Below are 13,026 nucleotides of genomic sequence, written 5' to 3'. Positions count from 1 at the left end.
GTCAGCGACACCGTGCGCGTCGCCGCCGCGGGGCCGCCCGCCCCCCCCCCCCCCCCCCCCGCCCCCCACATAGCCGTCGCCCGGACCGGGGGCCCCGCGCCGCCGCGGCCCCGCCCGGGGGTCCCGTTTTTCCCCCTCCCGTTTTTGGGGGTGTTGGGGGGGGGGGGGGGGGGGGGGGGGCCCCGCGGCGGCCACGCGCACGGTGTCGCTGACCGGTGGCTCCAGCGTCGGTATCGGCAACAACGCCGGCTCGCTCAAGCTGCCCGAGGGCTGGGGTTCGAGCGGCGCCATCGGCGGCGGTTCGGCCGGCGGCGCGACGGGCGCGGCGACCGCCGAGCCGGTGACTCCGGGTCAGCTGGGCACGCCCGCGGCGGGACGCTCGACGGGCGTCGGCGGCAATCCGCTGCTCGGCCACCAGGCATCCGACGACGAGGACGAGTCGGCGGACAAGGGCAACGATTATCTGCGGGGGGATCACTTCGGCCAGGGCGGCCTCATCGCGCCCGGGGTCATCGGAGCCGATTCCGCCGCGGAGAGCGCTAGGTGACGGTGCTCGGGGCTGGGCACGGACCGTCCACATTGGACGCGGTCGTGCTGTCGTTCGACGAGTTCCGGTTTCTCCAGCAGCAGCTGGAACTCGCCGATATCCCGGTCGTACTGGCCGCCAATCGGTACTACGACAACGAGGTCACCTACGCCGAGGCCATGACCGCCGCGGCCCGGTCGCTCGCCGAGCGCGAACTGCTGCTCGGCGAGGAGGTGCTCCCCGAGCTCGCGGAGCGCATGGGCGCGCTGAACCGGCCGCACTGGGCGCTGGAGATGCGCTGGATCGTTGCCGACACCGTGAACCGGCTGTGCATCGCGAAGGGTGACGATCTCGAGGTCGTCGCCCTGCGCGGGCAGAACACCTACGTCATCGACGAGGCGGGCCCCGACCTGCCGGGCACGGTCATCGCCGCGCTGGGCCCGGCGGTTCCGCTCGAGCTGTACGGCATGAACGCGCCGACCGAGGAACTCGCCCCGATCCTCGGCGACACCGGCGACAGCGCCGCCACGGCGGAGCGCCTCGCGAAGATCGGCAAGCCCGACCAGGACGCGCCCACGCTGGCGGCGGCCCTGGTGGACATCGAGTCCGCCGCGGAGATCATCGGCGTCATCTACGGCGACGGCACCCGCGATTTCACGCCCAACCACATCTCGGTCTTCAACACCCGGCACGGCCGCTTCATCGCGACCGCCAGCATGTCCGAAGACGACGTGAAGTGGTCGTCGCTGAGTTCCGGCACCCCGGCCCGGTTGCGAATCGCCGTGCAGGACTTGATCAATTCGATGCCGCTGCGCGCGGACTTCCCGCACGGCAGCAACTCGCCGCTCGGCACCTAACCCATCGGATCGTCGGCGGTCGGTTCGATATCCGTTTCGAACGGCGGGGTGTAGCGGCCCCACCGCACACATTCCCAGCCCGAGAAGGGATCTCCGTCGCCGCCGGACGCGTAGTTCGGGACCAGTTCGATCGTCTCGGTGTTGTCGAGGTGATTGTTCGTCGCGAACGGCGGTGCCACGTTCCCGAGCACCCGTCCGGCCAAACGCATTGCGGCGCCGTGACTCACGAGCAGGATGTCACCTTCCTCGCGCAGGTCACCGGGCGTCAGATAGGTCAGGCGCAGGTGTTCCAGCACGAGCAGGTACCGGTCCAGCACCTCCTGGCCGCTTTCTCCGCCGGGGATCCGCACCTCCAGCTCGCCGTGGTGCCAGCGGTGGTATACCTCCTGGAAAAGCCGATGCGCCGCATCGGAATTCGCGCCCTCGAGGTCACCGACCTGCACCTCGTACACGCCGTCGAGCACCTCCGCCGGCACCCCCGTCACCGATTCGATGTGACCGGCGGTCTGGCGGGCGCGCAGCGCCGGCGAGCTGAACAGCCGGCGCGGCGGCACCGGCAGGCTCGCTCCGAACGACTTCGCCTGCGCCACACCGCGTTCGGTCAGCGGCAGCCCCGGCACCCGGGTATCGAGGACCTTCGCGACATTGCCCTCGGTCTCGCCGTGCCGCACCAGAATCAGCTTGCCGGCTCGGTTCGGTTCGCCGGTGTCCGCGGTGGCCGTCACAGGTCCGCTGCCCCCTTTCGCAAGTCCTCCAGCCAGGCCGTCGCCGATTCGTCGGGCGGCGGCGGGGTGCCGCTCGGCGAGTTGGCGGGCCACGAACCCAGGTAGCGGATCCGGCCGGCCGTGCGATGCAGCGCCTTGAGCGCCTCCGCGACGGCGGTGTCGTCGATATGGCCGACACAGTCGAGGTAGAAGCGGTAGCTGCCCATTCCGGTGCGGGTGGGCCGGGATTCGATGCGGGTCAGATCGACTCCGCGGGTGGCGAATTCGGCGAACACCCGCATCAGCGCACCCGGCTCGTTGACCAGCTCCAGCACCACCAGCGAGGTCCGGTCGGCGCCCGTGCGTGGCGGCGCCGGGCACGGGGGCATCACGAGGGCGAACCTGGTCACCGCCTGGTCGTGGTCGGCCACCCCGGCGGCCAGCACCGCCAGGCCCAGGCGCTCCCCGGCCAGCGTGGTGGAGACGGCCGCCTCGGCATGACCGTTCACGACATCTTCCGCGGCGGCGGCATTGGAGGCCGAGGTGTACAGGCGGGCGGCCGGCAGATGCTCCGCGAGCCATATCCGCACCTGTGCGGCGGCCACCGGATACGCGGCGATCGTGCGCACCTCGTCCAGGGCGATGCCGTCGCGGGCGACGATCGTGAAGGCCACGTCCAGTTCGGTCTCGGCCACGATCTGCAGCCGCGGGCCGACGGCCAGCGCGTCCAGCGTCGCCGAGATCGAACCCTCGACCGAACTCTCGATCGGCACCACCGCGCCCTCGACCGCGCCGGACCGGATCAGTTCCAGCGCGGCGCCCTGACTGGGCGCGGGGACGCGCTCGACCGGTCCGTCGAACAGGTTCGCGGACTCGAACTGGGCGAGGGCCATCTCGGTGAATGTTCCCGACGGCCCGAAATACGCGATACGCGGCACGGATACGACATTACTGGGCGTCGGGGACACGCTCGGATTTTGTGGGAAGTCAGGTGGCCAGGACGCCGAGGCCGCGCGCCACGTCGTCCGGAGCGTCCGACTCGACCGCCAGCAGCACCTCGCGCAACGCCCGCACGGCCGGCGGTTTCAACCCGCGCAGGAAACCGATGTCCGGTTCGCGCAGCGCTGCTCGGATGTCCTCGCCGCACAGCGCGGCGGCGGTGGCCGCGACGATCGCGAGGGCCCGCTCGGCCGACGAGGTGCGGGCCACGAAACCGATCTCGGTGTGGGCCGCGCCGACCAGGAAGGCGGCCACCTGCTCGTCGGGAGCGTTGCCGTCGAGTAGCGGCGCCTCCGGCACCGCGGCGGTGGCGCGGACGAGACCGTCCACCAGGCTCGCTCTCGCGGCATCGGGAACGGTCAAAGGCACCAAAACCGGCTCGGCGGCGGAACTCGATTCGTGCGGCACGGTTTCCACCGTAGCGATCGCAACGCTTGCACAACCTGTCGCAGTCACTTAGCTTAGGTTTACCTAATACAGCGCCGGGTTCGGACATCTGGGAGGACCGCATGCCCCGCACGACCACGACCGCCGCACCGTCCACGGCCGAGCGGGTGCGCAGTGCCAGCGCACACGCCGAACAGGCGGTACTCGCCCTGCCCGGCGCCGACCCGGTGCCGACGACCGTGCACCACCTGCGTGCCTGCGGCGACGCCGTCATCGCGGTGCCCATCGACTCGTCCGCGGTGCCCGCGGCGTGGGGCCCGCTCGGCTCGCCCGCCGTCCTGGAACTGACCGATATGGCCCCGCTGCCGCTGCGCGAGCCGGTGCGGTCGCTGGTGTGGCTGCGCGGCCGGGTCCGCGCGGTGCCGCAGTACGCCCAGCGCGCCCTGGCCGGCGAGGTGGCCAAGGACCACCCGCATCCGGCCCTGCTGGACGTCGGGCACACCACCACGCTGCTGCGCGTGGTGGTCGATTCGGCGGTGGTCGCCGATTCCAGCGGTGCCGCCGCCGCCTGCCTGGACGAGCTGCGCTCGGCCCGGCCCGACCCGTTCTGGGAGCTGGAATCGGCTTGGCTGCAACACATGGACGCGGACCACGCCGACGTCGTCGCGCAACTCGCCCGGCACCTGCCGGTCCGGTTGCGGGGCGGCGCGGTGCACCCGCTGGCGATCGATCGGTACGGCGTCACGCTGCGCGTGGAGAGCACGGACGGCGATCACGACGTGCGACTGCCTTTCGAGGCCCCGGCCGACGACGTGCAAGCGCTGAGCCGGGCCGTCCGGATCCTCGCGGGCTGCCCGTTCCTGAACGGCATGCGCCGCATATAGGCGCGCTCGCGCCCACCTACATTGGCGGGCATGGTGTCCTCCGCTGATTCCGTACCCGCTCGGCGCGAACCCGCGACCGGCCGGGAACGCACGGCCCTCCGGATCGAGATCGCGATCGTCCTGGTGGTCACGTTCGGGCTCAGCGGCGCGAACGCCGCGCTGTCGCTGCTCGAGAGCGCGCTGGCCCCCGGCGGCGTCGGCGGGCAGACGGTGGCGCTCAATCCGTCGCGGACGGCGCAGTCGACCATCGATCTGCTGTTCCAGCTGCTCGGCGTGCTGCGCCTGTTGGGCTGGGGCGCGCTCGGCCTGTATCTGTTGTGGCGCAGCGGAATCGGTCCGCGATTGCTCGGGCTGGCGCGAATTCGCTTGCGGGGGGACGTGGTTCCGGGCCTGGTGCTGGCGGCGATCATCGGGCTGCCGGGACTGGGGCTCTATCTGATCGCGCACGCGCTGGGAATGAGCGTGACCATCGTGCCGAGTTCGCTGGGCGAACACTGGTGGCGGCTGCCGGTCCTGGTGCTGTCGGCCGTGGCGAACGCGGTGGCCGAGGAGGTACTGGTGGTGGCCTATCTCATCACGCGGCTGCGGGCGCTGGGCTGGACGGAGAATCGATCGCTGGCGGCGTCGGCGCTCCTGCGTGGCAGCTACCACCTGTACCAGGGGCTCGGCGGCGGCCTCGGAAATCTCGTGATGGGCCTGGTTTTCGGCAAATACTGGCAGCGCGCGAATCGGTTGTGGCCGCTGGTGCTCGCGCACGCCACCATCGACACCGTCGCCTATATCGGTTACGCGCTTCTGCACGACCATGTTTCGTGGCTGCCGTGACCGCTCGACACGCACCGTGAGAATCGTCATCGACTCGAGATGAACCCGCGGGCGCGGCGGATCAGTAGCATCTCGATGATGAACGGCGACGACCCCCAGCAATACGCGCGGTCGCGCCGGGTGCCGCCGCCAGGCCCCGGACGCCCCGGACCGCCCCCGGGAGACCGGCGGCGCCCCGGCGGCGAACCGCCTCGGCGACCACCGATCGAACCCACTCAGGTGCTGCGCCGCGACGGTCGGCCGGACCAGCCGCTGGCCTGGTCACAAGCTCCGCCCGGCGGCAACCCGCCGCCCCCGCGCTACCGTCCCGGCGGGCGGCGGCCCGACGTGCCCGCACACGCGCCCACGCAACGACCGGAGCCGTATCGCGAACCTCCCCCGCCGCCGCCTCCGGCCGCACCGGCCCGGCGCCGGGATCGCCCGCCCCGCGAACCGCGGGTGCGCCGCAAACGGCATTGGGGCCGCTGGCTGCTCGTGCTGCTGCTGATCATCCTCATCGCCCCGATCGCGGGCATCCTCTATCTGGACAGCTCGCTGCACCGCATCGACGTGCTCGCCGACTATTCCGACCGCGTCGGCGACACCCCCGGCACGAACTGGCTGCTGACCGGCTCGGACAGCCGCCTCGGCCTCACCGCCGACCAGGAGAGCGCGCTGTCCACCGGCAGCACCTCCGACGCCGGCGGCGACCGCAGCGACACGATCATCCTGGTGCACGTCCCGAAATCCGGCGCCGCGACGATCGTCAGCCTGCCCCGCGACTCCTACGTGCCGATCCCCGGCATCGGCCGGGACAAGCTGAACGCGGCCTTCTCCGCGGGCGGCCCGAAGCTGCTCGCGCAGACCGTCGAGACCGTGACCGGCCTGCACATCGACCATTTCGCCGAGATCGGCTTCGGCGGCTTCGCGGGCATGGTGGACGCGGTCGGCGGCATCGACATGTGCCTGCCCTACGCCATCGACGACCCGCTGGCCGGGATCGACCTGCCCGCGGGCTGCCAGCGCCTGTCCGGTCCGGAGGCGCTCGGCTTCGTGCGCACCCGCGCCACCCCGCGCGCCGACCTGGACCGCATGCAGAACCAGCAGCTGTTCCTGTCGGCGCTGCTGCACAAGGCGACCAGCACCGGCACCCTGATCAACCCGTTGCGGCTGTGGCCGCTGGCCCGCGGCCTGGCCGACTCGCTGCGGGTCGACGACGGCGACCATCTCTGGGATCTGGCCCGGCTGGGCTGGGCGCTGCGCTCCGGCACGGTATCGACGACCGTCCCGATCGGGGGCTTCGACGACGTATCCGGCAGCGGCAATGTGCTGCTGTGGGACAAGGAGCGAGCGGGCCGGTTCTTCGACGCGTTGGCCGCGGACAAGCCGGTCCCCGAGGATCTGCTCACCCGGTAACCTCGGGCGCATGCCGAGTGACGGTCACACCCCGGACGACGAACGGCCGTTCCCGGATTTGCTGCAGGATCAGATCCGGCACGAATTCACCGCGGCGCGGCAGTATCTGGCCGCCGCGGTCTATCTGGACACGCAGCGGCTCCCCCGGCTGGCGGGCGTCTGCTATCGCGGCGCCGAGGACAAACACGCGCACGCGATGCGGATGATCCAATATCTGCTGGACCGCGATCATCCGGTCCGCGTCGAGGGCCTGGACGAGATCGTGCCGGAGTTCGAATCCGCGCGGGCGGCGATCGAATTCATGGTCCGGCGGGAGGAGTGGCTCACCGCCCGGGTGAATGTGCTGACCCGCACCGCGTGGGAGACCGGTGATTACGTGGGCGAGCAATTCATCCGGTGGTTCCTCCAGGATCAACTGGACGAGGTCGCGCAGATCACGACACTGCTCGCGGTGTGTGATCGCGCACAGGGCAACATGTTCGATGTCGAGGAGTTCGTCGTGCGCGAGCTGCGAATTTCCGCGAAACCCGACCCGGCGGCGCCGAAAATGGCGGGCACGAGCCGTAATTGATTAGGCAATACTTGCCTCAATTAGGTCGGGCTCAATAAGGGTGTACTTGGATGACAAGCACGATGACCAGCATTAATGTCGTGCTCATGTCCACTCACCCCGAGCCCCCTCGCAGCAAGTTCCACAACCTGCTGCACGATCAGATTCGGCACGAATTCAATGCCGAGCACCAGTACATCGCAATCGCCGTGTGGTTCGACAATGCCGACCTTCCCGTATTGGCGAAGTACTTCTACAAGCAGGCCGTCGAGGAACGCAATCACGCGTTGATGATCGCGCAGTACTTCCTCGATCGGGACATGAGCATCGAACTGTCCGGTGTCGACGGCGCGAAGTCGAAATTCGAGAACGTGCGCGAGCCGATCGAACTGGCGCTGCAGCAGGAGAAGACGGTCACCGAGCAGGTGGTGCAGTTGGCCGGCACCGCCCGCGAAGAGGGCGACTACCTGGGCGAGCAGTTCATGCAGTGGTTCCTCAAGGAGCAGGTCGAGGAGGTCGCGCGGATGACGACGCTGCTGACCGTGACCGACCGCGCCGGTGCCAACCTGTTCGATCTGGAGAATTTCGTCGCCCGGGAGATGAGCAGCCCGAGCGACGCGTCGGGCGCCCCGCACGTGGCGGGCGGCTCCGTCTGACTCGAGCCACCGGGTGAGCGACGCTCGGCCCCGCAAACCGCTGCGGGGCCGAGCTTTTCGCTGTGGTGCGCTATCGCAAGGTGACTTGACGCGACCGCAGTCCGTCGCGGGAACGCCGCTCGTCCGATGTCAGCGGCGTGTCGGAGGCGAGGGCCTGCGCCAGCCGCGCACCGAATTCTGTGGCCGGGGCGACCCATTCGTTCGCGTGCCGCTCCGGGTCCAGATCGAATACCGGGACGAGCAATCCGTGGGTGCGGAACGATCCCGCGAACCGCGAACCCTCGCCCAGCTGCAGACCACCGGCCGCGTGGACTCGGGCCAGCGCCAGCATCAGCGCGTCCTCGTCCTCGGGGCGGACCCAGCGCAGATGCGCCTTCTCGCCGGCGTCGACCCACCAGGCCGCGCCGACCGCGTCGGCGCCCAATTCCAGCCGGTCCGACGGCATGATCGCCTGGTTCGCCTGCTCGATGGTCGCCGCGACCTGCGGATCGGGCGTCACGCCCGCGGGCACCCACCAGTCGAAATTCTGGTGCACGGTCAGATCGAGGCTCGCACCCGGATCCAGCACCTCGGTCAGCGCCGGGGCCGAGCTCTCGGATTCGGCGGCGGCCGGCAGCGACGCGCCGGGCTCGGCACTCTGGGTCCACAACACCGCGGCGGCCAGGTCGGCGGCCGGGTCGTCGGACTGGAACTGCACCTGGGCCGCGACGAAACCGGTCGGCTCGTCACCGGCGCGCACCAGCGCGGCGACCGCGCCGGGCAGCACGGTGGCGAGGGTAACGGGCCGCTCCGCCGATACGTCCGGGGACAGCTTCAGCGTCGCGGTCGCCGACGGCACGAACTCCCGTAGCGCGACGAGATCGCATTCGGCCGCGAGGCCGGCGAACGGGCGCGTCGGGACCTGCGCCGCCTGCTCCTGCGCCGCGCGGCGCTCGGCCAGACGCTGGGCCCGGTTACCGCCGGGCTTGGGACTGTTGCGCTTGCTCTTACCCACGAACGGTGAACCTACCGTGTCGGAGCGCGTCCACCGGCAGGGGCACGCCCGTTCGGGCGCGGCCGCTCACACCGTGGCGAGCACGGCCTTGGTGCGGCCCGGGTGGTTGGTGGCGATCCAGCTGACGCCGAGTTCGGCGCACAGCTTGACGTCGGCGGGGTCGTCGACGGTCCAGCAGTAGGTGGCGCGCCCGGCGGCGGCGGCCTTGTCGACCAGTTCGGGATGGTCGCGCAGGGTCCGCACCGAGGGCCCGACCGCGGTGGCGCCCACCGTGGTCGCGGCGCTGCCGCCGAGATACCGCGACGACTCGCCCAGCAAGACGGTGGGCAGCAGCGGCGCGGAACGCCGGATCCGCCACACGGCGGTGGCCGCGAACGACATCACCACGGCGCGTGAATGATCCGCCGAGGCGGGCGTCGCGATGCCGAAGCGCTGCAACTCGGCCAGCACCTTCGCCTCCACCAGCGCGCCGTAGCGGACCGGGTGCTTGGTCTCGATGAACAGCTTGGTGGGACGGCTGCGCCAATCCAGCACCAGCGAGATCAGCTCGCCGAGGGTGAGCACACCGGCCTCGGCGCCGCCCGCGCCGAAGTCCAGCTCCCGCAATTCGTCCAGGCTCATCTCGCTGACCAGACCGGTGCCCGAGGAGGTCCGGTCCACCGTGCGGTCGTGCACGCACACCAGATGCCCGTCGCGGGTCAGCCGCACATCGCATTCCACACCGTCGGCACCCTCCTGCAGCGCGAGTTCATAGGCCGCCAGGGTGTGCTCGGGACGCGTACCCGAGGCACCGCGGTGCGCCACCACGAAGGGCGCGCGACTGTCTCGGCTCACTTGGCCATGACCTCCTCGTGCTCATTGTCTCCGACCACCGGATCCGGCGCGCGCTCAGCGGATTCCGCGGCCGGGTGCACCGGCTCGATGACCGGCGCCACCGGACCCACCGACGCCACCCAGCGCTTCGGCAGCCGGACGCGACCGCGCAGGTCACAACCCTCGAGCAGACGCACCAGCCACAGCGAGAGCACGGCGACCGCGGCGGCCGCCAGATCGGTCCACGCGGTGAATGCCACACCGTCGGCCTGGCCCTGCAGCGAGTCCGCCGTGCGCCAGAGCAGCGCGCCCGCCACCAGCAGACCGTTGAGCACCCATACGCACCACCAGATCCGGACCGCGCGTGGGAGCCGGGGATCGTCGCCCCGCAGGCGGGCCAGTTCGGTCAGGAAGACGCCCGGGAACACCAGGTTGACCACGGGAATCAGACTGCCGCCCCACAGGATTCGCGGCGATCGCGGGTCGCGCCGCCCGACCTCGGCGTACGCGGATCGGCGCGCGTGCACCAGCCAGCCGATCGACCCGATCGCGGCCGCCAGCGCGAACAGCAGCGCGAGGCAGGCCGTCACGTAGACCGCGAGGTCGGACAGCAGCAGCGCCGCCGGATGGATCAGCCGGGTGCGGTTGTGCAGCAGGATCAGATAGCGGACGAACTCGGCCATCGCGGCGAGACCGAACACGACGGCCGTCGTGATCAGCAGGCGATCGCGGCGCTCGATGAAGGCGGCGAGCCTGCCGCCCGCGGCCGGAGTCGGGCGGGGCGGCTCGTCGCGCAGCCCCCAGCGCGGTGTCTCGCGGTAGCGCGGAGTCGCCGGAGTAGTGGCCCGGGCGGGGCGAGCCGGGCGGCCGTCGCGGGGCTGACGGCCCGGCGGCCGCGCCACCCAGCGATAGTTGCGGCGCTCGGCGGGTGCGTCGACCGGCGCCGGGGACAGCAGCACGCCGCGACAGCGCGGGCACCAGTGGTTCGGCCTGCCCTGCACGGCCCACCGCGCGCCGCAGCGGGCACAGGGCTGCACGACGGTACTCACCGGGCGCATCCCCCTCTCCTCGGACACATCAGTAGAGCCACCTCAGTAGATCTTCGCCTCGTCGCCGCCCTCGGTCGCCAACGGGCGGCCGGACCGCTGCCAGGCCACCATGCCGCCGACGACGTGGAACGCGTCGAACCCGACGTGGGTCAGATACTGCACCACCTGGATCGACCGGCCGCCCTGCCGGCAGACGACGTAGATCTCGGAGTCGTAGTCCAGCTCGTCCACCCGGGCGGGCACATCGGCCATCGGAATGTGCACGGCGCCGGGCGCATGCCCGAGTTGCCACTCGTCGTCCTCGCGGACGTCGAGCAGGATGGCCGCACTGCCGGGCTCGGCGGGTACCTCATCGACCGGCACCGACGGGACTTCGGGGCTCGTCACGGTCTCGATCCTGCCACGACCGCCCGACAGACGCGGAGTTCCATGGTCCTTCCCACCGGAGGCCGTACCGAACGCGCGGTCTGTTCCGGTCCGGCGTAGCCTCTCGCGCTCCCAGTTATCCACATAATCCACAACCTGATCCACAGGTTGAGGGAAGCCTGCCGAGCGACCGCCGGGAAACCCCGCCCGATACGAACACGCGGGTGACCGATCCGAGACTCCCCTCCTCATCCCGGAGCGGTCACCCGCCGCCGAGGCGGGACCACGCCGCAGGTCGAGTACATATTCGAGCTCCGCGGCGGGATACCGACAACTACTTGGACGGAGTGTCCGGCCGTCCGGTTCCCATCGATTCGAAAAAACGACAACACCGGCGAGAAAACCGAAATCCCGGGCTGCGAGCGGGCCGGTCGGTAGCCTTGTGCCATGGACGCGAGCAGGGGGTTACTCGACGAATTGGACGCGACCGGACTGAACACCGCACTGGCCGAGGCCACCTGCCTCGGCGCCGCGGTCGACGTCGCGGCCGCCCGGTTGCGACTCGAGCTGGAGGTGCTGACGCTGCCGCTCGACGGCCAGCCGGCCACGGACCGACGGGTGTTCCTGACCCTGACCGGTGTCAGCCGCGTCGCCGCGTCGCTGCGCAAACAGGAATGGGACGATCTGGAGCCCAAGATCTTTCCGCTCACCCTGGACACCCTCGGCGAGGCCATCGCCGCTTTCGGCGGTGGCGCCCTGCACGGCTGGGATTTCATCGATGTCGACGACAGCGGCTGGTCGCTGTGGCGCGAGTTGCTCAGCTTCGACACCACCGTCAGCGACCGCCCGGCCGGGCACGTCCTGGAATTCTCCCAGCAGGAGGGCATCGATCCGCGCGAACTCGACGTGCGGGTGTGGTTCGAGGGCCTGGTGGTCGAGACCGCCGACGGCCGTCCGCTGACCGCCGCCGATTTCGTCGCGGGCGGGCAGCGCTGGTGGAAGGCGCACGACGCCTGCGACCCCCGCACCATGCTGCCGAATGTCGCACCGCCGATGTAGCGACGCCGCACTCGCACGGCGCAATTGGAATCCGGGGGCATGGAACCCGGTTGCAACGGAGCGGGTGTACGAATGATGGTTGGGTGCGCTCGAGACCTTACGAGCGCACACGGCCCGACATCATGAGGAAGGGACATCGTGGCTGAGTACACGCTGCCAGATCTGGATTACGACTACGGCGCCCTGGAGCCGCACATCTCCGGGCAGATCAACGAGCTGCACCACTCCAAGCACCACGCGACCTACGTCGCCGGTGTGAACACCGCGCTGGAGAAGCTGGAAGCCGCCCGCGAAGCCGAGGATCACGGCGCGATCTTCCTGCACGAGAAGAACCTGGCCTTCCACCTGGGTGGGCACGTCAACCACTCGATCTGGTGGAAGAACCTCTCCCCCAACGGCGGCGACAAGCCGGTCGGGGAACTGGCCGCCGCCATCGACGACCAGTTCGGTTCGTTCGACAAGTTCCGCGCGCAGTTCACCGCCGCCGCCAACGGCCTGCAGGGCTCCGGCTGGGCGGTGCTGGGTTACGACACCCTCGGCCAGAAGCTGCTGACGTTCCAGCTGTACGACCAGCAGGCCAATGTGCCGCTGGGCATCATCCCGCTGCTGCAGGTCGACATGTGGGAGCACGCCTTCTACCTGCAGTACAAGAACGTCAAGGCCGACTACGTGAAGGCCTTCTGGAACGTCGTCAACTGGGCCGACGTGCAGGAGCGCTTCGCCAAGGCCGTCGCGCAGGGCAAGGGCCTCATCTTCGGCTGACCCCCGCGCGAGTGGGGGGGGGGGGCCGGGGGGGGGGGGGGGGGGGGGGGGGGGGGGGGGGGGGGGGGGTCGCGGGGGCCCCCCCTCCCCGCCGGGGGGGCGCCCCCCAACCCCGGCGAATTTCAAGGCCCGTAAACTGAAACCCGCCTTGGTGGATCGCGCCCATCTGGTGCTCGCGATGACCGAGCAGATCCGCGACG

At 70.5% G+C, this 13,026-nt stretch carries 16 protein-coding genes; 9 read left to right on the top strand and 7 right to left on the bottom strand.

All coding sequences use genetic code 11. The annotated features are described in order from the left end of the window. Positions 1 to 202: 202 nt before the first annotated feature. The gene (locus QH470_RS28765) at positions 203 to 547 is read left to right on the top strand and encodes a hypothetical protein (RefSeq protein WP_280275496.1); all 345 of its coding nucleotides are present in this window, start codon (positions 203 to 205) and stop codon (positions 545 to 547) included. Continuing rightward, positions 544 to 1,383, top strand: a complete 840-nt coding sequence (locus QH470_RS28760) for an ESX secretion-associated protein EspG (RefSeq protein WP_280275495.1) — start codon at positions 544 to 546, stop codon at positions 1,381 to 1,383. The genes QH470_RS28765 and QH470_RS28760 overlap by 4 nt, the downstream gene beginning before the upstream one ends. Here QH470_RS28760 and QH470_RS28755 read toward each other — a convergent pair. The 3 genes from QH470_RS28755 to QH470_RS28745 are packed head-to-tail and all read right to left on the bottom strand — an operon-like array spanning position 1,380 to position 3,494. Then, entirely contained in the window at positions 1,380 to 2,108 is a 729-nt protein-coding gene (locus QH470_RS28755; protein ID WP_280275494.1) for a histidine phosphatase family protein, read from the bottom strand. The two genes, QH470_RS28760 and QH470_RS28755, sit on opposite strands and share 4 nt — an antisense overlap. Continuing rightward, a complete protein-coding gene (gene pheA, locus QH470_RS28750) occupies positions 2,105 to 3,025 on the bottom strand; it encodes a prephenate dehydratase (RefSeq protein ID WP_280275493.1) in 921 nt (306 codons plus the stop codon). Before pheA ends, QH470_RS28755 begins: the two co-directional genes overlap by 4 nt. A gap of 49 nt (positions 3,026 to 3,074) precedes the next feature. Further along, positions 3,075 to 3,494 (bottom strand): hypothetical protein, encoded by a 420-nt coding sequence (locus tag QH470_RS28745; RefSeq protein WP_280275492.1) that lies wholly within the window; start codon positions 3,492 to 3,494, stop codon positions 3,075 to 3,077. 101 nt (positions 3,495 to 3,595) lie between these two features. On the opposite strand from QH470_RS28745, the gene QH470_RS28740 reads away from it, so the two are divergent. The 5 genes from QH470_RS28740 to QH470_RS28720 all read left to right on the top strand — a co-directional run bounded on the left by QH470_RS28740 (position 3,596) and on the right by QH470_RS28720 (position 7,783). Next, positions 3,596 to 4,357 carry a DUF2470 domain-containing protein gene (locus QH470_RS28740; protein ID WP_280275491.1) on the top strand — a complete coding sequence of 254 codons (762 nt, stop codon included), beginning with the start codon at positions 3,596 to 3,598 and terminating at the stop codon, positions 4,355 to 4,357. Positions 4,358 to 4,387: 30 nt separating this feature from the next. Next, positions 4,388 to 5,182: a CPBP family intramembrane glutamic endopeptidase gene (locus tag QH470_RS28735; protein ID WP_280275490.1), complete on the top strand. Its 795-nt coding sequence runs from the start codon at positions 4,388 to 4,390 to the stop codon at positions 5,180 to 5,182. 78 nt (positions 5,183 to 5,260) lie between these two features. Continuing rightward, entirely contained in the window at positions 5,261 to 6,577 is a 1,317-nt protein-coding gene (locus QH470_RS28730) for an LCP family protein (RefSeq protein ID WP_280275489.1), read from the top strand. Between the two features lie 10 nt (positions 6,578 to 6,587). After that, positions 6,588 to 7,148 carry a ferritin gene (locus QH470_RS28725; RefSeq protein WP_280275488.1) on the top strand — a complete coding sequence of 187 codons (561 nt, stop codon included), beginning with the start codon at positions 6,588 to 6,590 and terminating at the stop codon, positions 7,146 to 7,148. 86 nt (positions 7,149 to 7,234) lie between these two features. After that, positions 7,235 to 7,783 carry a ferritin gene (locus QH470_RS28720; protein WP_280275497.1) on the top strand — a complete coding sequence of 183 codons (549 nt, stop codon included), beginning with the start codon at positions 7,235 to 7,237 and terminating at the stop codon, positions 7,781 to 7,783. A 70-nt stretch (positions 7,784 to 7,853) separates the two neighbouring features. Here QH470_RS28720 and QH470_RS28715 read toward each other — a convergent pair whose 3' ends face one another. The 4 genes from QH470_RS28715 to QH470_RS28700 all read right to left on the bottom strand — a co-directional run bounded on the left by QH470_RS28715 (position 7,854) and on the right by QH470_RS28700 (position 11,026). Next, positions 7,854 to 8,777 (bottom strand): DUF5926 family protein, encoded by a 924-nt coding sequence (locus QH470_RS28715; protein WP_280275487.1) that lies wholly within the window; start codon positions 8,775 to 8,777, stop codon positions 7,854 to 7,856. 66 nt (positions 8,778 to 8,843) lie between these two features. Then, positions 8,844 to 9,611 carry a glycerophosphodiester phosphodiesterase gene (locus QH470_RS28710; protein ID WP_280275486.1) on the bottom strand — a complete coding sequence of 256 codons (768 nt, stop codon included), beginning with the start codon at positions 9,609 to 9,611 and terminating at the stop codon, positions 8,844 to 8,846. After that, on the bottom strand, positions 9,608 to 10,648 hold the full coding sequence (locus tag QH470_RS28705) for a DUF4328 domain-containing protein (protein ID WP_425302808.1): 1,041 nt from the start codon (positions 10,646 to 10,648) through the stop codon (positions 9,608 to 9,610). Before QH470_RS28705 ends, QH470_RS28710 begins: the two co-directional genes overlap by 4 nt. A gap of 33 nt (positions 10,649 to 10,681) precedes the next feature. Beyond that, positions 10,682 to 11,026: a rhodanese-like domain-containing protein gene (locus tag QH470_RS28700; protein ID WP_280275484.1), complete on the bottom strand. Its 345-nt coding sequence runs from the start codon at positions 11,024 to 11,026 to the stop codon at positions 10,682 to 10,684. Between the two features lie 426 nt (positions 11,027 to 11,452). Between QH470_RS28700 and QH470_RS28695 the strand changes: the two genes are divergently transcribed. Together QH470_RS28695 and QH470_RS28690 are read left to right on the top strand one after the other, a co-directional pair. Then, the gene (locus tag QH470_RS28695; protein ID WP_280275483.1) at positions 11,453 to 12,064 is read left to right on the top strand and encodes a hypothetical protein; all 612 of its coding nucleotides are present in this window, start codon (positions 11,453 to 11,455) and stop codon (positions 12,062 to 12,064) included. Positions 12,065 to 12,202: 138 nt separating this feature from the next. Next, positions 12,203 to 12,826, top strand: coding sequence for a superoxide dismutase (locus tag QH470_RS28690; protein ID WP_280275482.1), 624 nt, complete (start codon positions 12,203 to 12,205; stop codon positions 12,824 to 12,826). Positions 12,827 to 13,026 lie beyond the last annotated feature (200 nt).

This window comes from Nocardia wallacei (assembly GCF_029868745.1).
Taxonomy (GTDB): domain Bacteria; phylum Actinomycetota; class Actinomycetes; order Mycobacteriales; family Mycobacteriaceae; genus Nocardia; species Nocardia wallacei_B.
The sequence above is the reverse complement of the archived record's forward strand: the minus strand, read 5'-3'. Positions and strand labels throughout refer to the sequence as shown.